Genomic DNA, 17,112 nt, shown 5'->3' with positions numbered 1-17,112 from the left:
TACAGGAAGCCACAGTCGATTGCTTATTGCTATGGGGTTGCATTAGTGAAGCAATCGCCCCTAGGGGGTGACGAACGCGATGCCCGTTCGCAGGGCAGCGCTGCGTACATGTTCATGCATGGTTTTCTGCGCCGAAGCCGAGGAATGGCGGGCCAGGGCGCGAAGAATCTTGCGGTGTTCATGCCAGGTTTCCATGGCGCGCTCGGTACGGATGAAGGGCAGTTTCTGGCTTTCCAGGAAGATATCGGCGCTGGCTGTGAGGATTCCTGCCATGGCGTGATTGCCGCTGGCGACCAGAATGCGCCGGTGAAAATCGAAATCCAGCTGCGCGGCGGCATCGAAATCGCCATTGCGCAACTGTTCACGCATCGAACGCACGTTGTCTTCCAGGGCATCGAGTTCATCGGCAGTGAGCAGCACCGCCGCCAAGCCCGCGGCAAATCCTTCCAGCGCATAACGCAGCTGGAATATCTCCGCTGGCGCCGCCTGAGCCGCAAAAGGCCAGTTCAGCCCCTCGCCCGTTGGCGCAGTTTCGAGCGGCGCGCGAACGAACACGCCCTTGCCGGGCTGCACGCTGATCACGCCCAGGGCGCTCAACGATGACAGTGCCTCACGCAGGGACGCGCGGCTGACGCCCAATTGCAGTGCAAGATCGCGTTGCGAGGGCAACACGTCGCCCGGCCCATAGCCATGCTCGGCAATAAGGCTGCGAATGCCCAGCAGGGCGACTTCCGGGACGGCGCGACTGATCGAATTCATCACATTTCTGCAGGGGTGGGCGAGCGCGAAAAAACCCTTTTAAAACTATTACCGCCACACTGCAAGCGATGCCCTGATAGGGTTCAGCGCCCGGATTCACTGCCCGAAAACGGTGCGATAAAGCTCACCAACAAAGCTCAACTGGTCAGACCAGTAAGACCAAGCACCGTTTGAACCACGACCCGACGCTGCCGGCGAGCGATCTGGCATGAGCTGTGCAAACCGCCAGACCAGATCGTTTTATCGATGCCATTGAATTCGCCACCCGGAGCTCCGCCCATGGAAAGTCGCCTGTACAAGCGCTGCACCACCCTCCTCGGCGCCTTGTTCGCCAGCCTGATGCTGGCCCAGGCGCCCGCCCACGCCGACGGCCTGCAGGACATCACCCAGCGCGGTACCCTCAAGGTCGCCGTGCCCCAGGATTTCCCGCCATTCGGTTCGGTCGGACCGGACATGAAACCTCGCGGCCTGGACATCGACACCGCACAACTGCTCGCCGACAAGCTGGGCGTCAAGCTCGAACTGACCCCGGTCAACAGCACCAACCGCATTCCGTATCTGACCACCGGCAAGGTCGATCTGGTGATTTCCAGCCTGGGCAAGAACGCCGAGCGCGAGCAGGTCATCGACTTCTCCCGCCCTTATGCGCCGTTTTACCTCGCGGTATTCGGGCCGCCCGACGAGCCGATCAAGACCCTCGCCGACCTCAAGGGCAAGACCATCAGCGTCACCCGCGGCGCCGTCGAAGATATCGAGCTGAGCAAGGCCGCACCTGAAGGTGCAGACGGCCCGATCATCAAGCGCTTCGAAGACAACAATTCCACCATCGCCGCCTACCTGGCCGGCCAGACCGATCTGATCGCCAGTGGCAACGTGGTGATGGTGGCGATCACCGAGCGCAATCCCAAGCGCATTCCTGCTTTGAAAATCAAACTCAAGGATTCGCCAACATTCGTCGGCCTCAACAAGAACGAGCCGGAGCTGCTCGCTCGCGTCAACGAAATCCTCAATGCCGCCAAGGCCGACGGCAGCCTCGACAAGATTTCCCAGACTTGGCTCAAACAGCCATTTCCTGCAGATCTCTGATCGACCGCGACCTGACGAGGGCCATCCATGGCGTACAAATTCGACTTCACCCCGGTCTTGCAGCACAGCGATCAGCTCCTGCGTGGCGCGCTGTTCACCCTTGAACTGACCGCAATCGGGACGCTGTTCGGGGTTGGCCTGGGGATCCTCGGCGGCGTGGTGCGGGCGTGGAAGATCAAGCCGTTCTCGGGGATTTTCGGCGTTTACGTCGAGCTGATCCGCAATACGCCGTTCCTGGTGCAGCTGTTTTTCATCTTCTTCGGCCTGCCGTCGCTGGGCATCCGCATCACCGAATGGCAGGCCGCCGTGCTGGCCATGGTGATCAACCTGGGCGCCTACAGCACCGAGATCATCCGCGCCGGCATCCAGGCCGTCCCGCGTGGCCAACTGGAAGCCGCCGCAGCGCTGGCCATGAGCCGCGCCGAAGCCTTTCGCCATGTGGTCCTGCTGCCGGCGCTGGGCAAGGTCTGGCCTGCCCTCACCAGCCAGATCATCATCGTCATGCTCGGCTCGGCCGTCTGCTCGCAGATCGCCACCCAGGAGCTCAGCTTCGCCGCCAACTTCATCCAGTCGCGCAACTTCCGCGCCTTCGAGACGTATCTGCTGACCACCGTCATCTATCTGGTCATGGCCTTGCTGATCCGCATCCTGCTGAACTGGGTGGGTCGGCGCTTCATCGCGAGGAGCAGCTGATGGATTTCACCCTGTGGGACATCGTGCGCAACCTGCTCACCGGCCTGCAATGGACTTTCGCGCTGTCGCTGGTGGCTTTTATCGGCGGCAGCGTCATCGGTTTGCTGGTGATGGTGGTACGCATTTCCAAGAGCCGCCTGGGGCGCAACCTGGCACGCACCTACATCGATCTGTTCCAGGGCACTCCGCTGCTGATGCAGCTGTTCCTGGTGTTCTTCGGCGTCGGCCTGATGGGGATCGACATATCGCCCTGGGCGTCCGCCGCGCTGGCCCTGACGCTGTTCACCAGCGCCTATCTGGCGGAGATCTGGCGCGGCTGTGTCGAGTCGGTCAACAACGGCCAATGGGAAGCCTCGGCGAGCCTGGCCATGACCCGCTATGAACAACTGCGCTACGTGGTGCTGCCCCAGGCCCTGCGCATCGCGGTGGCGCCTACCGTGGGTTTCTCGGTGCAAGTGGTCAAAGGCACTGCGGTGACCTCGATCATCGGCTTCACCGAACTGACCAAGACGGGCGGCATGCTCGCCAACGCCACGTTCGAACCCTTCCTGGTCTACGGGCTGGTTGCCGTTGGCTATTTCATTATCTGCTACCCCCTGTCCCTCAGCGCGCGCTATCTGGAAAGGAGACTGCATGCCTCTGCTTAGAATTTCCGCCCTGCACAAATACTACGGCGACCACCACGTGCTCAAGGGCATCGACCTGAGCGTCGAAGAGGGCCAGGTGGTGGCGATCATCGGCCGCAGCGGCTCGGGCAAGAGCACCTTGCTGCGCACCCTCAACGGCCTGGAGTCGATCAACGACGGGGTCATCGAAGTCGATGGCGAATACCTCGACGCCGCCCGCGCCGATTTACGCACCTTGCGCCAGAAGGTCGGGATGATCTTCCAGCAGTTCAATCTGTTCCCGCACCTGAGTGTGGGCGAAAACGTCATGCTCGCCCCGCAGGTAGTGCAGAAGGTGCCCAAGGCCAAGGCTCGCGAGCTAGCCAAGGAGATGCTCCAGCGCGTGGGTCTGGAGGAAAAATTCGACGCCTTCCCTGATCGCCTGTCCGGCGGCCAGCAGCAACGTGTCGCCATCGCCCGTGCCTTGGCGATGTCACCCAAGGTGTTGCTGTGCGACGAAATCACTTCGGCGCTCGACCCGGAGCTGGTCAATGAAGTGCTCGCCGTGGTGCGCAAGCTCGCCACCGAAGGCATGACCCTCATCATGGTCACCCACGAAATGCGCTTCGCACGTGAAGTGGGCGACAAGCTGGTGTTCATGCACCAGGGCAAGGTCCACGAAGTCGGCGACCCGAAAATTCTTTTCGCCAACCCCCAAACCCCGGAACTCGCAGCGTTTATCGGCCAGCAATAAGGGCTTGGTACGGACAGTCGTTGGCGCCACGGTAGGATCGTGGCACGATGACGGGGTTATCGACCGAGACCTTCCGACCATGCCGCACAGTAAAGCCAAGCACCTGTCCTTGATCGCCGCTATCGACCTGGGCTCCAACAGCTTTCACATGGTGGTGGCCAAGGCGGATTCCGGCGAAATCCGCATCCTCGAGCGCCTCGGCGAAAAGGTGCAATTGGCTGCGGGCATCGACGACGAGCGCAAGCTCAGCGAAGAATCGATGCAACGCGGCCTTGATTGCCTCAAGCGGTTCGCCCAGCTGATCAACGGGCTGCCCTTGGGCGCCGTGCGTATCGTCGGCACCAACGCCCTGCGTGAAGCGCGCAACCGTGGCGAATTCATCCGCCGCGCCGAAGGCATTCTGGGCCACCCAGTCGAAGTCATCTCCGGGCGCGAAGAAGCGCGCCTGATCTATCTGGGCGTTTCCCACACCCTCGCCGATACTCCGGGCAAGCGCCTGGTGGCCGACATCGGGGGCGGCAGTACCGAATTCATCATTGGCCAGCGTTTCGAGCCGCTGCTGCGCGAGAGCCTGCAGATGGGGTGCGTGAGTTACACCCAGCGCTACTTCAAGGACGGCAAGATCACCCCGGCCCGTTACGCCCAGGCTTACACCGCTGCGCGCCTCGAGATCATGGGCATCGAAAACGCGCTGCATCGCATCGGCTGGGACGAAGCCATCGGCTCCTCTGGCACTGTTCGCGCCATCGGTCTGGCGCTCAAGGCTAACGGCCAGGGCTCTGGCGAGGTCAATGCCGAGGGGCTGGCGTGGCTTAAACGCAAGCTGTTCAAACTGGGAGACATCGAGAAAATCGACTTCGACGGGATCAAGCCCGATCGCCGGTCGATCTTCCCGGCCGGCCTGGCGATCCTCGAAGCGATTTTCGATGCCTTGAGCCTGCAGCGCATGGACCACTGTGAAGGCGCCTTGCGCGAGGGCGTGCTCTACGACCTGCTGGGCCGTCATCATCACGAAGACGTGCGTGAGCGCACCCTCAGTTCGCTGATGGACCGCTACCATGTCGACCTCGATCAGGCCGAACGCGTCGAACGCAAGGCCCTGCACGCGCTGGAGCAAGTCGCAGCGGCGTGGGACCTGGACGACGAGATGTGGCGGGATTTGCTGAGCTGGGCCGCCAAGGTCCACGAAATCGGCCTGGACATCGCCCACTATCACTACCACAAGCACGGCGCCTACCTGATCGAGCACTCGGACCTGTCAGGCTTCTCTCGTGAGGACCAGCAAATGCTCGCCCTGCTGGTACGCGGGCACCGGCGCAACATCCCCAAGGACAAGTTCGCGGACTTTGGCGAGAACGGCGACAAACTGATCCGTCTGTGCGTGCTGCTGCGCTTCGCTATCCTGTTCCACCACATTCGTGGCACTCAGGAAATGCCCCAGGTCATGTTGCAGGCTGCGGGCAATCATCTGGATGTGGTGTTCCCGGACGGCTGGCTGGAAAACAACCAGCTGACCCAGGCCGACTTCGAGCAGGAAGCCCAGTGGCTGGCCAGAGTCGGCATCATCCTCAGCGTCCACTGAAGCGCCAGGCCCCTGCGGGAGCAAAGCTTGGCCCTTGGCAGCACCCTCAACCTTGGGTGCTGCTGGGGACGCCTTCGCGGGCAAGCCTTGCTCCCACAGTTGACTCAGCGGACCGGCAGGATCGGATTGCTCAAGCGCTCAAGCAAGGTGTCCTGGGCGCTACGGGCATTCTGGTTGCCGGTCGGCGTGCTGCGCAGATAGCTGCCGTCGGCCTGCAGGAGCCACGAATGGGTGTTGTCGGTCAGGTAGGCTTCGAGCTCCTTCTTGACCCGCACGATCAACTTGCGGCCTTCCACCGGGAAGCACGTCTCGACACGTTTATCGAGGTTGCGCTCCATCCAGTCGGCGCTGGACAGGAACATCTGCTCTTCGCCACCATTGAGAAAGTAGAACACCCGCGTGTGCTCCAGGAAGCGACCGATGATCGAGCGCACATGGATGTTGTGCGACACACCGGCGATCCCCGGACGCAGACAGCACATGCCGCGCACGACCAGATCGATCTTCACCCCTGACTGACTGGCCTTGTACAGCGCGCGGATGATCTTCGGATCGGTCAGCGAGTTGAACTTGGCGATGATGTGCGCCGGCTTGCCATCCAGAGCGAACTGCGTCTCCCGGGCGATCATGTCGAGCATGCCTTTCTTCAAGGTGAAGGGCGCGTGCAGGAGTTTTTTCATGCGCAGGGTCTTGCCCATGCCGATCAACTGGCTGAACAGCTTGCCGACGTCCTCGCACAGCGCGTCATCCGAAGTCAGCAGACTGTAGTCGGTGTACAACCGCGCGTTGCCGGCGTGATAGTTGCCGGTGCCCATATGCGCGTAGCGAACGATCTCGCTGCCCTCGCGGCGCAAGATGAGCATCATCTTGGCGTGGGTCTTGTAGCCCACCACGCCGTAGATCACCACCGCGCCGGCAGCCTGCAGGCGGCTGGCCATCTGCAGGTTGGATTCTTCATCGAAGCGCGCCCGCAGCTCGATCACCGCAGTCACTTCCTTGCCGTTGCGCGCAGCATCGACCAGGGCGTCGACGATCTCGGAGTTGGCACCGCTGCGGTACAGCGTCTGGCGCACAGCCAGCACGTGCGGGTCCTTGGCGGCCTGGCGCAGCAGGTCGACCACCGGCGTGAAGGATTCGAATGGGTGCAGCAGCAGGATGTCCTGCTTGCTGATCACGCTGAAGATGTTCTCGCTGTTTTGCAGCAGCTTCGGAATCGCCGGGGTGAAGGGTTTGTATTGCAGCTCCGGATGGCTGTCGAGGCCGGTGATGCTGAACAGCCGCGTCAGGTTGACCGGGCCGTTGACCTGATACAGCTCGCTTTCGGCCAGGCTGAACTGCTTGAGCAGGTAGTCCGAGAGCTGCTTGGGGCAGGTGTCCGCCACTTCGAGGCGCACGGCATCGCCATAGCGGCGCGAGAACAGCTCGCCACGCAGAGCGCGGGCCAGGTCTTCGACGTCCTCGGTATCGACCGCCAGGTCGGCGTTACGGGTCAGGCGGAACTGATAGCAGCCCTTGACCTTCATGCCCTGGAACAGATCGTCGGCGTGGGCATGGATCATCGAAGACAGGAAGACGAAGTTGTCGCCCGGGCCGCCGACCTCTTCCGGCACCTTGATCACCCGTGGCAACAGCCGCGGTGCCGGAATGATCGCCAGCCCGGAATCGCGGCCGAAGGCGTCGACACCTTCGAGCTCGACGATGAAGTTCAGGCTCTTGTTTACCAGCAACGGGAACGGGTGCGTCGGGTCAAGGCCGATAGGCGTGATGATCGGCGCGATCTCGTCGCGGAAATAGCGGCGCACCCAGGCCTTGAGCTTGGCCGTCCAGTGGCGACGACGAATGAAACGCACCTGATGCTTTTCGAGCTCAGGCAGCAGGATGTCGTTGAGGATCGCGTACTGGCGATCGACATGCCCATGCACCAGCTCGCTGATGCGCGCCAGCGCCTGATGCGGTTGCAGGCCATCGGCACCGGCCTGTTCACGGGCGAAGGTGATCTGCTTCTTGAGCCCCGCCACGCGGATCTCGAAGAACTCGTCGAGGTTGCTGGAGAAGATCAGCAGAAACTTCAGGCGCTCCAGCAGTGGATAGGATTCGTCCAGTGCCTGCTCGAGAACCCGAATATTGAACTGCAGCTGGGACAGCTCGCGATGGATGTACAGGCTGCTGTCGTCAAGGCTGGGGATAGCGATGACCGGGGGCGGCGGCGGCGCAGGAATCGGAACAGGAACGTCCATAGGGGGCGCTGCAGCCTCTAAGTGCTCGACAGGAACCTCATGGACCTCGGCCGTGGTGATCGGCTGGGCGTCTTTCATGGCGGTCTCGGTGAGTGTCTCGTTGTTCATTGGGCATTCCCGAAGGGCATCATTATTGCCCTCTTGTCAGTTGAGCGGCGCGGACAGAAGAAAAGATGAAGAGGCTGTCTACGCCTGCGCGGTGTGAATGCAGTGAGGGTCAAGGATAACACCCTCGCCTTAGCGACCGGCAGCGGTGCCAGCCGTCGGCTGCCAGATAGTGCTGCTGCGCCGCCGTGAGGGCGCGACTGATCATCGCGCCCGCTGCGGATATCCCGATCATCGATACCCGGCAACGCCCCCAGCCAGAGCCTCGGGCAGCGGGAACCCCGCTCGGGCGGGCCGGCGTTAACGTTATAGGCCGTCAATATGACGGTCTGGTTACAGCCCCAAGTCACCCCTGTTTGTAGGACGTTTGCCATAGGGGTTGTAGGACTTGTTAACGCCAAGACACATTTCGACACTTTCACGAATCGTCCTGAAGGGTTAGGCTGCGCGTTCATTTCGCCAGCATCCAGATAATGCTCCAACATTTCCTGCAAGAGTTCGGCTACCTCGCACTGTTCCTGGGGACCTTCTTCGAAGGCGAAACCGTATTGGTGCTCGCCGGGTTTCTGGCCTTCCGTGGATACATGGACATCAAGATGGTCATGCTGGTTGCCTTTCTTGGCAGCTATGCGGGTGATCAGCTGTGGTATTTCCTCGGCAGGCGTCATGGCCGCAAGTTGCTGGCGCGCAAGCCACGCTGGCAGACCATGGGCGACCGCGCACTGGACCACATCCGCCGCCACCCCGACCTGTGGGTGTTGGGGTTCCGCTTCGTCTATGGGCTGCGAACCGTGATGCCGGTCGCTATCGGCCTGTCCGGCTATCCGCCGCGGCGCTATCTGCTGCTCAACGGCCTGGGGGCTCTGATCTGGTCGGCCGCCCTCGGTCTGGCTGCCTATCACTTCGGCGCGCTGCTCGAAGGCATATTGGGCAACGTCAAGAAATACGAGTTGTGGGTCCTCGGTGGCCTGATTCTGCTGGGTGTGCTGCTGTGGGTAAGCCGCCGGTTCAAGGCCGCGCGGGTGGCACGCAAAGAACTAGAAGCAAAAACGCAGAAAGCGGAGTAGCCCACTACCTGTGCACTTCATGCACAAATCCTGTAACGCTTGCGCTGTGTTCCAGCACGCCACCGCCCCCTAGGATTCAAGCCTCTTCCCATCTATACGAGGCTTGCCACCATGTTCCGATTCACCCGCCGACTCCTCAGTGCCTGTGTCCTGTCCGCCGTGGCCGCCAGCAGCGCGCTAGCCAACGAACAGCCGACCCTCCGCGCCATGTTTGGTGCCACCCCGCTCGAACATCTGGACCGCGGCAAGACCGCCCTGCTGGTCATCGACTTCCAGAACGAGTACTTCACCGGGCGCATGCCCATCCCTGATGGCGATGCTGCCTTGGCCAATACCCGCCAACTGATCGAGTACGCCGATCGCAGTGAAATCCCGGTCTACCACATCCAGCACGTCGCTCCAGCCGGCGCACCGGTGTTCGCCATCGACGGCGAATCGGTCAAATTCCATCCGCAGATGCAACCGCGCAGCCATGACCAAGTCCTGCAGAAAAATACAGTGAGCGTGTTCGCCAGCACCGATCTGGACAAGCGCCTCAAAGCCGCCAACATCGACACCGTGATCGTCGCCGGCCTGATGACCCATGCGTGCGTCGCCGCCGCCGCGCGCGATGCCGAGCCGCTGGGCTACAAGGTGGTAGTAGCGTCCGACGCCTCCGCCACCCGCGCCATCACCCGCTTCAACGGCGAGGCTATCGACAAGGACAGCCTGCATCGCGCAGCCTTGGCGAGCGTGGAAGACACCTTTGGCGATATCTTGACCACTTCCCAGATCCTCAACCTGCCGATACGCTGAGCCCACCATGAACCAACTGCACGCCATGCGCGTATTCTGCAGCCTCGTCGAAGCACAGGGCTTCTCCGCGGCCGCCGAACGCCTGGATACCACCCACTCTTCCGTCTCAAGGCATCTGCAACAGCTGGAGGCCGAACTGGGTGTGCGGCTGGTCAATCGTACGACTCGGCAGCTGAGCCTGACTGCAGCAGGCCAGGATTATTACGCGGCTTGCGTCGATATCCTCGAGCGAGTCGATGCCGCTGCCGCCCTGTGCAACGACCATCAGCAGCCCAGCGGGCGGCTCAAAGTCAGCCTGCCGCTGGTGGTCGGCACTCTGGAGCTGGGGCAATGGCTGCCGGCCTTCGAGCAACGTTATCCACAGATCCAGCTGGAACTGTCGTGCGCCGATCGCTTTGTCGATCTAGTGGCCGAGGGCTTCGATGTGGCTTTGCGCATCAGCGGTCCATTGGCAGACACCTCGCTGGTGTCACGCTTGCTGGACGTCTCGCCAATGGTATTGGTGGCGTCGCCGCACTATCTGCAGAGCCATGGCACACCACTCGACAGTGCTGCGCTGCCGGCACACCGCCTGCTCGCTCATTCAGGTGGCAGCGACTGGCAACTGCACAGCGATAACGCCATGCCCCAACCGACTCGCCCCGGCAATGGCCTGCGCGCCGACACCATTACCTCGCTATACGCCGCCGCACTGGCCGGCGCAGGCATTGCCGCCTTCACCTTTACCACGGTCAAGGCCGATCTGCGCGAGGGACGGTTGATCCGGGTATTGCCCCAGTACACCTTGGGCGATCGCCACTATCACGTGCTTTATCCCCATGCCCGACACCTGCCGGGCAAGGTCCGCGCGTTCGTCGACTTCATGGTCGAGCATTACACCCAGATGCAGCCCTAGACGGGCACTCGGCGCAGGGTGGCGAGAAAGGTCGCTGCGGCGATGAACAGCCCTGCGAAGGTGCGGTTCATGCGTTGCTGCTGGCGAGGCGTGCGCAGCAAACGCAGGACCTTGGACGCCAACCCGGTGTAACCCGCCATCACCACCGAATCCACCGCCACCATGGTCACGCCAATGGTCAGGTACTGCGCCAATAACGGCGCCTGGGGATCGATGAACTGCGGCAGGATCGCCAGCATGAACACCAGCGCCTTGGGATTGCTGATGTTGACCAGAAACCCGCGACCAACCAGCGTCAGCGGCCTGCCCGCCGCCTTCACCGACGCATCGGCGCTCAGGTCATGGGGCAACGCCCGCCATTGCTTGACGGCCAGGTAAAGGAGATAGAGCACGCCGAACCATTTGATCAAGGTAAAGGCGGTGGCCGAGGCGGCCAGCACAGCGCCGACGCCCGCGGCGATGATTGCGATCTGGGCAATCAGGCCCAGCTGCAAGCCCAAGGTGTTCCAGTAGCCGCGCCAGAAACCGTGCTGCAGCCCGCTCGACATCGAGGCGATCGCCCCAGCGCCAGGCGACAGGCTGATGACCCAGCATGCCGCGAAGAAAGCCAGCCAGACGTGTAGTGTCATGATGCGCCTCAGGTTTGGGGTGGACTATTTCGGGGGCAAGCCCCCTTGCTACAAGGGGACGTTAATCGAGCCTGGCGCTGGTGTCGACTGTCAGGACAGTGCTTCCAGCTGCGCCTGCATGCTTTCCAGCAATTCGAGGGCTTCCATCCAGGCTTCTTCCAATTCGCCCTCACGCACCTTGAACTTGGCCTGTCGCGCCAGCAGGTCCCGCAGTTCGTCTTTCTGCCCGGGCTCATAGACGTCGGAGTCGCCCAAGCGCGCATCGATCTTGGCCAACTGCTCGTGCACGGTACCGAGCTCTTGCTCCAGCTTGTCGGCCTGACGCTTGTGCGGGGCTAATTGCTGGCGCAACGCGGCGGCAGCCTGGCGCTGAGCCTTCTTGTCGGTCTTGTCGGCATTGACCAGCGCACTGCTGGCTGGCGCATTGCGTTGGCGGTAGTCCACCAGCCAGCGCGCGTAATCGTCGAGATCGCCATCGAAGGGCTCGACCTTGCCATCGGCCACCAACAGGAAATCGTCGGTGGTGCTCTTGAGCAAGTGCCGATCGTGAGAAACCACCAGCACCGCGCCGCTGAATTCCTGCAGCGCCATGGTCAAAGCCAGGCGCATTTCCAGATCCAGGTGGTTGGTCGGTTCGTCGAGCAGCAGCAGGTTGGGCCGCTCCCAGGCGATCAGCGCCAAGGCCAGACGAGCCTTTTCGCCACCGGAGAAATTCAGCACCGGCTCATCGGTGCGCGGGCCGCGGAAGTCGAAACCGCCGAGGAAATCGCGCAGCGTCTGCTCGCGCTCGCTGGGAGCCAGGCGCTGCAGGTGCAGCAAGGGGCTTGCCTTGCTGTCCAGCGAGTCCAGTTGATGCTGGGCGAAGTAACCCACCGTCAGGTTCTCGCCGCGCACCAGGCGACCGCTGAGGGGCTCGAGTTCGCCGGCGAGGTTCTTGATCAGGGTCGACTTGCCGGCGCCATTTGGCCCCAGCAGCCCTATGCGGGCACCAGGAGTGAGCTGCAACTTGACCTTCTCGAGGATGGTCTTGTCGCCATAACCCAGGCGGCCTTCGGACAGATCCAGCAGCGGGCTGGAGATTTTCTGCGATTCACGAAACACAAAATCGAACGGCGAATCGACATGCGCAGCCGACAGTTCTTCCATCCGTTCCAGTGCCTTGATGCGGCTCTGGGCCTGCCGCGCCTTGGTGGCCTGGGCCTTGAAGCGGGCGATGTATTTTTCCATGTGCGCGCGCTGCGCCTGCTGCTTGTCGTAGGCCTGTTGTTGCTGGGCCAGACGCTCGGCACGGGCGCGTTCAAAAGCTGAATAGCCGCCACGGTAGACGGTCATCTTGCACTGTTCGATATGGGCGATGTGATCGACCACGGCATCGAGGAAATCCCGGTCGTGGGAAATCAGCAGCAAGGTGCCCGGATAATTCTTCAGCCAGTCTTCGAGCCACAGAATCGCATCGAGATCCAGGTGGTTGGTGGGTTCGTCGAGCAGCAGCAGGTCGGACGGGCACATCAGCGCCTGGGCCAGGTTCAGGCGCATGCGCCAGCCACCGGAGAAGTCGCCGACGCGTCGGTCCATCTGCTCGTTGGTAAAGCCAAGGCCGGCCAGCAGCTTGCGTGCGCGGGCATCGGCCGTGTAGCCGTCGGCGCTGTCGAGCTCGGCGTGCAGGCGCGCCAGGGCGCTGCCGTCCTGGGCGCTTTCGGCCGCCAGCAGGTCGCGCTGTACCTGACGCAGGTACAGGTCGCCGTCGAGTACGTAGTCGACGGCGATGCGGTCCAGGGTTTCGATTTCCTGGCGCATGTGTGCGATCCGCCAGTCCGCCGGCAGGTCGCAGCTACCGCCATCGGGCGTCAACTCGCCGCGCAACAGGGCGAACAAGGTGGATTTGCCGGCGCCGTTGGCACCGATCAGGCCGGCTTTATGGCCGGCGTGCAGGGTCAGCTCGGCGTCTTCTAGCAGACGTTGCGGGCCACGCTGTAAAGTGAGGTTCTGAATTCGGATCATAATGGCGGCGGAGTCTACCAGCTTCGTCGGCAACTGGCGCGGGCACTGCTATGCAAGCTGATCTATGGACCTTTGCGGTCTCGCTTTATCAATGCCCCGGCGTGACCGAGGACTGCCTGGCCTTGCAGGACGATCTGGGCGCCAACGTGTGCCTGCTGCTCTGTGGGGCCTGGCTAGAACGGCGCTCGGTGGCCTGCACCCCTGAGCGCTTGGCGATGCTGGAAACCCTGGCGCAGGAATGGTCCGCTGCCGTTGTCGAGCCGTTACGGGGCTTGCGTCGGCGGTGGCGCGAAGTCGCACGGCACGATAGCCAGCTGGCGCAGTTGCGCGAGACGGTGAAGGGGCTGGAATTGCAAGCGGAGAAGATATTGCTTGAGCGGCTGGCACGACTCTGCGAAGACTGGCCTGCAACCGCTCAACCGAAGTCATGGCTGGAAGCCTTGCTGCCGGAACCGAAAAGCCCGGCGGCGAAGATGGACGACCGCGGCGCGCTGGGTCGACTGCGCGCCGCAGTGCCCGACGCTTAGGAAGCGCTCGAAGGTGTGGCGGCGCTGGTTGCCGGTGCGGCGACGGATGTCGATGCAGCGGACGGTGCCGGGCTGGCAGGTGCCGATTCCGGCTTGCTGACTGCAGCGGGTGCCGACGTACCGGTTTTGGCAGCTGGCTTCGCAGCGGCTGGTTTTTTCACTGCTGGCGTGCGTGCTGGTTTGGCAGCGGTGGCAGGCTTGGCGGCAGTGGCTGGTTTTGCTGCAGCGGTCGATTTAGCGGCGGCAGCTGGTTTCGCAGCAGCGGTCGACTTGGCGGCGGCAGCTGGTTTCGCAGCAGCGGTCGATTTGGCGGCGGCAGCTGGTTTCGCAGCAGCGGTCGACTTGGCGGCGGCAGCTGGTTTCGCAGCAGCGGTCGACTTGGCGGCGGCAGCTGGTTTCGCAGCAGCGGTCGACTTGGCGGCGGAAGCTGGTTTCGCAGCAGCGGTCGATTTAGCGGCGGCAGCTGGTTTTGCAGCAGTCGATTTGGCTGCAGTTGCAGGCCTGGCTTTAGCGGCCGGCTTGACTGCACTGGCAGCTTTGGCCGCGGTCGGTTTGGCAGCAGGCTTGGCGGTCGAAGCGCCAGCTTTGACGGCAGGCTTGGCAGCGACCTTGCTCGCAGCAGCCCGGGTGACAGGTTTGGCAGCAGCGGGTTTGGCAGCCGATTTCGCAGCAGCAGTCTTGGCAGGGGCCTTGACCGCAGCCTTGGCAGCCGCAGGTTTTGCAGCAGGCTTGGCTGCAGCCGATTTGGCCGCCGCTTTAGCCGCAGGCTTAGCAGCCTTTCTTGCCTTGGTAGTCGCCGGCTTGGAAGCAGGACGGCTGGCTAACGCTTTGCTGGCAGCCTCCTTGACCTTGCCCACGCCTTGAGCGAGCTTCAGGCTATCCTGAGCGTCGCGCTTGAGCTGAACGATGTAGTGACGGGTCTCTGCCTGACGAGCCTGCAGTGCGTCCAGCAGTTTCTCGAGCTCGGCAGCAGCGCCCTTGGCCTTGGTCTGCGCCTTGGCTTTACCGGCAGTGGCAGCGTCTTGCAGTTTGGTGCGCGATTTGTGGAGTTTTTCTTGAGCCTTTCCTCGTTGTTTTTCCAACTTGGCAAGCAACTTCTCGGCATCAGCCAATGCCTGGGAGCAGGCACTTTCCAAATGCTCGAGCAAGCTGCTCGAAAGCTGTTGGAGCAAATGCAACGGAGTATTTACAGGCTTCTTACTGGCCGACATGGTTTACCTCCTGGCTGACGTGAATGCGGCCCATACTAGCCCTCTCAAGCCACAGCCGCTAGGGCATATTGACAGCACATCCGGCGCTACGTTGCATAAGCAAGAGGCGCTGCTTGCGCCAATGTTTCAAAGAGCATCTGCGCAGGGACATCGGGCACTGGCATAATCACGATTATTCGAACGTGGAGAGTGCCCATGCAACACCGGATTTGGTTACCGCTTTGCCTGCTCACCACCATGGCCCACGCCGCCGAGCCAGTGCCGACCACCAGCCCCCACGATCTTGGTTACAGCCTCGGCGCCAGCCTCGGCTCGCGCTTGCATGACGAGGTACCTGGACTGCAACTCGACGCCCTGATCGAGGGGTTGCGCCAAGCCTACAAGGGTGAGCCACTGGCGTTGAGCGAGGAACGTATCGAGCAGATTCTCACCGAGCACGACGCTCAGGTCGCGGCCAGCAGCGCGCAACCGCAAAGTGAAAAAGCCCTGAGCGCCGAGCATGATTTTCTGACTGCCGAAAAAGCCAAGCCAGGCGTGCGAGCCCTGCCCAATGGCATCCTGATCACCGAACTGAAAGCAGGGAATGGCAACGCCGCCAAAGCCAGCGGGCGCGTGCAGGTCACCTATAAAGGGATGCTGCCGGATGGCAGCGTGTTCGACGAGAACTCGCAACCGCAATGGTTCCGACTCGACAGTGTGATCGAAGGGTGGCGCGATGGGATGGAGGGGATGCCGGTAGGGGCCAAGTGGCGGCTGGTGATACCGTCGGCGCTGGCCTATGGCGCGCAGGGTGCGGGCGATGTGATCGCGCCTTACACCCCACTGACTTTCGAGATAGAACTGCTGGGCGTCGCCGACTGATACGTGAAACACCCCTGGCGGGAAGGGATTGACTCCCGGCCTGCCGACCGCTTACTGCGGCACTGCAACGGCTTCCTTGTGCGAGGTGTGCAGCACCTCGATCAACAAGTCTTCAAGCTCGAAACGCTCGTGCAGCAAACCACCCAATGCCTTGAGCTCGGCAGCCACTTCATCGGCATGGGACCAGTCGCCATTATCGCAGTGATCGTTGAAGGCCATGGCCTTCTCGGTGATCGCGTTGATACGCGGGTAATACTGATCCGCCAACTCCAGACCACGCTCGTCACCGAAGGCCTTGGCTTCGCTATTGAGCTGTTCGTAAACCTCGAAATGCCCGGCGGAGCAGTAATCGACGAGTGCCTCGCAGAACGTCAGCAGTACCTGATGATCCGCGCCGAGGGTATCGGACTTGGCTTCCAGTTCGCGATACGCCTTGACCAGTTCTTCACGCTCGTTCAACCAACGGTCGATAAGCAAATGAACCCCGCCCCAGCGTTCCTGAGCATTCTTGCAACTTTCCAACATGATGATTTTCCCTTGGGAGGTGCTGCCCGTTCGATGCGACCTTGGGCCGAAAGCCCGACGCAAGAAGCAGCACTCGACAGCCTGATTTCTTGGGCGCGTGCAGGGAGATTATGCCCGCACGGCAGTGGCTTCAAGGTACGCATGCGACTAAGTTCATACAAGTGTTTTATCCACTGCCCTGGCGCCGACACCGCCATCTGACGCATCAGCGATGCAATAGCTGGATGACCGCGAACGCTCCCAGCCCGCTAAAACCCAGCAGACTCCACTCGGGAAGGCTCAAGCCCAGCAGAGTCCAGGTGACGGAGCCACAATCGGGCGTGCCCAGTGCCAGCACCTTCAGGGTTTGCAGGAGCGGCGCGTGTTGCAGCATCTGCCACAGACCGGGGTGGCAGGTCAGTGCCGATATATCGGCGTGGTCCTGCAGCCACAACTGCCGCGTCGCGGCAAAGCCACCGAGTACAGCGCTGAGCAGGGCGATGGCGGAATAGACACGGATGCCCCGGGTGCGCGGAAAATGTACCGCAGCCGCCAGGCAGGACACACCGAATACCACCACGAAAAATCGCTGCGCGATGCACAGCGAACAGGGTTGCAGGCCAACTTCGTATTCAAGATACAGCGCGGCGCCCATGATCGACATCGAGGCGAAAAACGCCAACAGGAACATGGAACGCGAACGAGCCAGAATCATGGCAAACCCGATATCGGAAAAGACAAGTTGCCACGGTAGAGTAAAGGTCGTCCGGCTTTCAAGACGACGCAGTTAAGACAATTCTG

17 protein-coding genes are annotated in these 17,112 nt (G+C 62.0%); 10 read left to right on the top strand and 7 right to left on the bottom strand.

Annotation, left to right across the window (positions count from 1 at the left end; all coding sequences use genetic code 11):
• Nucleotides 1–60: 60 nt before the first annotated feature.
• Nucleotides 61–759, bottom strand: coding sequence for a FadR/GntR family transcriptional regulator (locus LIX93_RS10895; RefSeq protein WP_226504046.1), 699 nt, complete (start codon nucleotides 757–759; stop codon nucleotides 61–63).
• 291 nt (nucleotides 760–1,050) lie between these two features.
• On the opposite strand from LIX93_RS10895, the gene LIX93_RS10890 reads away from it, so the two are divergent.
• The 5 genes from LIX93_RS10890 (at nucleotide 1,051) to ppx (ending at nucleotide 5,479) form a co-directional block, all read left to right on the top strand.
• Nucleotides 1,051–1,845: a transporter substrate-binding domain-containing protein gene (locus tag LIX93_RS10890; protein ID WP_226504450.1), complete on the top strand. Its 795-nt coding sequence runs from the start codon at nucleotides 1,051–1,053 to the stop codon at nucleotides 1,843–1,845.
• A gap of 27 nt (nucleotides 1,846–1,872) precedes the next feature.
• On the top strand, nucleotides 1,873–2,538 hold the full coding sequence (locus tag LIX93_RS10885; RefSeq protein WP_226504045.1) for an amino acid ABC transporter permease: 666 nt from the start codon (nucleotides 1,873–1,875) through the stop codon (nucleotides 2,536–2,538).
• Nucleotides 2,535–3,185: an amino acid ABC transporter permease gene (locus LIX93_RS10880; RefSeq protein ID WP_226504449.1), complete on the top strand. Its 651-nt coding sequence runs from the start codon at nucleotides 2,535–2,537 to the stop codon at nucleotides 3,183–3,185. The genes LIX93_RS10885 and LIX93_RS10880 overlap by 4 nt, the downstream gene beginning before the upstream one ends.
• Complete coding sequence (locus LIX93_RS10875) at nucleotides 3,172–3,897, top strand: amino acid ABC transporter ATP-binding protein (RefSeq protein ID WP_226504044.1); 726 nt, start codon at nucleotides 3,172–3,174, stop codon at nucleotides 3,895–3,897. Before LIX93_RS10880 ends, LIX93_RS10875 begins: the two co-directional genes overlap by 14 nt.
• Before the next feature lie 79 nt (nucleotides 3,898–3,976).
• Entirely contained in the window at nucleotides 3,977–5,479 is a 1,503-nt protein-coding gene (gene ppx, locus LIX93_RS10870) for an exopolyphosphatase (RefSeq protein ID WP_226504043.1), read from the top strand.
• A gap of 104 nt (nucleotides 5,480–5,583) precedes the next feature.
• Here ppx and ppk1 read toward each other — a convergent pair whose 3' ends face one another.
• Nucleotides 5,584–7,824 carry a polyphosphate kinase 1 gene (gene ppk1 / locus LIX93_RS10865; protein WP_226504042.1) on the bottom strand — a complete coding sequence of 747 codons (2,241 nt, stop codon included), beginning with the start codon at nucleotides 7,822–7,824 and terminating at the stop codon, nucleotides 5,584–5,586.
• 467 nt (nucleotides 7,825–8,291) lie between these two features.
• On the opposite strand from ppk1, the gene LIX93_RS10860 reads away from it, so the two are divergent.
• The 3 genes from LIX93_RS10860 (at nucleotide 8,292) to LIX93_RS10850 (ending at nucleotide 10,578) form a co-directional block, all read left to right on the top strand.
• Nucleotides 8,292–8,888 carry a DedA family protein gene (locus tag LIX93_RS10860; RefSeq protein WP_226504448.1) on the top strand — a complete coding sequence of 199 codons (597 nt, stop codon included), beginning with the start codon at nucleotides 8,292–8,294 and terminating at the stop codon, nucleotides 8,886–8,888.
• Nucleotides 8,889–8,999: 111 nt separating this feature from the next.
• Nucleotides 9,000–9,683, top strand: coding sequence for an isochorismatase family protein (locus LIX93_RS10855; RefSeq protein WP_226504041.1), 684 nt, complete (start codon nucleotides 9,000–9,002; stop codon nucleotides 9,681–9,683).
• A 7-nt stretch (nucleotides 9,684–9,690) separates the two neighbouring features.
• Nucleotides 9,691–10,578, top strand: coding sequence for a LysR family transcriptional regulator (locus tag LIX93_RS10850; protein WP_226504040.1), 888 nt, complete (start codon nucleotides 9,691–9,693; stop codon nucleotides 10,576–10,578).
• On the opposite strand, the gene LIX93_RS10845 is transcribed toward LIX93_RS10850, so the two are convergent.
• Entirely contained in the window at nucleotides 10,575–11,207 is a 633-nt protein-coding gene (locus LIX93_RS10845) for a LysE family transporter (protein ID WP_226504039.1), read from the bottom strand. The genes LIX93_RS10850 and LIX93_RS10845 overlap by 4 nt on opposite strands.
• Nucleotides 11,208–11,297: 90 nt before the next feature.
• Nucleotides 11,298–13,208, bottom strand: a complete 1,911-nt coding sequence (locus LIX93_RS10840) for an ATP-binding cassette domain-containing protein (RefSeq protein WP_226504038.1) — start codon at nucleotides 13,206–13,208, stop codon at nucleotides 11,298–11,300.
• A gap of 50 nt (nucleotides 13,209–13,258) precedes the next feature.
• On the opposite strand from LIX93_RS10840, the gene LIX93_RS10835 reads away from it, so the two are divergent.
• Complete coding sequence (locus LIX93_RS10835; protein WP_226504037.1) at nucleotides 13,259–13,735, top strand: TIGR02444 family protein; 477 nt, start codon at nucleotides 13,259–13,261, stop codon at nucleotides 13,733–13,735.
• On the opposite strand, the gene LIX93_RS10830 is transcribed toward LIX93_RS10835, so the two are convergent.
• On the bottom strand, nucleotides 13,732–14,946 hold the full coding sequence (locus LIX93_RS10830; protein WP_226504036.1) for an AlgP family protein: 1,215 nt from the start codon (nucleotides 14,944–14,946) through the stop codon (nucleotides 13,732–13,734). The two genes, LIX93_RS10835 and LIX93_RS10830, sit on opposite strands and share 4 nt — an antisense overlap.
• Before the next feature lie 195 nt (nucleotides 14,947–15,141).
• Here LIX93_RS10830 and LIX93_RS10825 point away from each other — a divergent pair, with 195 nt between their 5' ends.
• Nucleotides 15,142–15,807, top strand: a complete 666-nt coding sequence (locus LIX93_RS10825) for an FKBP-type peptidyl-prolyl cis-trans isomerase (RefSeq protein ID WP_226504035.1) — start codon at nucleotides 15,142–15,144, stop codon at nucleotides 15,805–15,807.
• A 51-nt stretch (nucleotides 15,808–15,858) separates the two neighbouring features.
• Here the strand turns inward: LIX93_RS10825 and rsd are convergent, their stop codons facing one another.
• Together rsd and LIX93_RS10815 are read right to left on the bottom strand one after the other, a co-directional pair.
• Nucleotides 15,859–16,332 (bottom strand): sigma D regulator, encoded by a 474-nt coding sequence (rsd, locus tag LIX93_RS10820; protein WP_226504034.1) that lies wholly within the window; start codon nucleotides 16,330–16,332, stop codon nucleotides 15,859–15,861.
• Nucleotides 16,333–16,537: 205 nt separating this feature from the next.
• On the bottom strand, nucleotides 16,538–17,026 hold the full coding sequence (locus LIX93_RS10815; RefSeq protein WP_226504033.1) for a disulfide bond formation protein B: 489 nt from the start codon (nucleotides 17,024–17,026) through the stop codon (nucleotides 16,538–16,540).
• Nucleotides 17,027–17,112: the final 86 nt, after the last annotated feature.

The organism is Pseudomonas sp. MWU16-30317 (genome assembly GCF_020515695.1).
GTDB lineage: Bacteria > Pseudomonadota > Gammaproteobacteria > Pseudomonadales > Pseudomonadaceae > Aquipseudomonas.
The sequence above is the reverse complement of the archived record's forward strand: the minus strand, read 5'-3'. Positions and strand labels throughout refer to the sequence as shown.

Excerpts from the sequence above, each read along its gene's own strand:
- LIX93_RS10895 (WP_226504046.1), bottom strand. The coding sequence starts at position 759 with ATGAATTCGATCAGTCGCGCCGTCCCGGAAGTCGCCCTGCTGGGCATT.
- LIX93_RS10885 (WP_226504045.1), top strand. The coding sequence starts at position 1,873 with ATGGCGTACAAATTCGACTTCACCCCGGTCTTGCAGCACAGCGATCAG.
- LIX93_RS10875 (WP_226504044.1), top strand. The coding sequence starts at position 3,172 with ATGCCTCTGCTTAGAATTTCCGCCCTGCACAAATACTACGGCGACCAC.
- ppx (WP_226504043.1), top strand. The coding sequence starts at position 3,977 with ATGCCGCACAGTAAAGCCAAGCACCTGTCCTTGATCGCCGCTATCGAC.
- ppk1 (WP_226504042.1), bottom strand. The coding sequence starts at position 7,824 with ATGAACAACGAGACACTCACCGAGACCGCCATGAAAGACGCCCAGCCG.
- LIX93_RS10855 (WP_226504041.1), top strand. The coding sequence starts at position 9,000 with ATGTTCCGATTCACCCGCCGACTCCTCAGTGCCTGTGTCCTGTCCGCC.
- LIX93_RS10850 (WP_226504040.1), top strand. The coding sequence starts at position 9,691 with ATGAACCAACTGCACGCCATGCGCGTATTCTGCAGCCTCGTCGAAGCA.
- LIX93_RS10845 (WP_226504039.1), bottom strand. The coding sequence starts at position 11,207 with ATGACACTACACGTCTGGCTGGCTTTCTTCGCGGCATGCTGGGTCATC.
- LIX93_RS10840 (WP_226504038.1), bottom strand. The coding sequence starts at position 13,208 with ATGATCCGAATTCAGAACCTCACTTTACAGCGTGGCCCGCAACGTCTG.
- LIX93_RS10835 (WP_226504037.1), top strand. The coding sequence starts at position 13,259 with ATGCAAGCTGATCTATGGACCTTTGCGGTCTCGCTTTATCAATGCCCC.
- LIX93_RS10830 (WP_226504036.1), bottom strand. The coding sequence starts at position 14,946 with ATGTCGGCCAGTAAGAAGCCTGTAAATACTCCGTTGCATTTGCTCCAA.
- LIX93_RS10825 (WP_226504035.1), top strand. The coding sequence starts at position 15,142 with ATGCAACACCGGATTTGGTTACCGCTTTGCCTGCTCACCACCATGGCC.
- rsd (WP_226504034.1), bottom strand. The coding sequence starts at position 16,332 with ATGTTGGAAAGTTGCAAGAATGCTCAGGAACGCTGGGGCGGGGTTCAT.
- LIX93_RS10815 (WP_226504033.1), bottom strand. The coding sequence starts at position 17,026 with ATGATTCTGGCTCGTTCGCGTTCCATGTTCCTGTTGGCGTTTTTCGCC.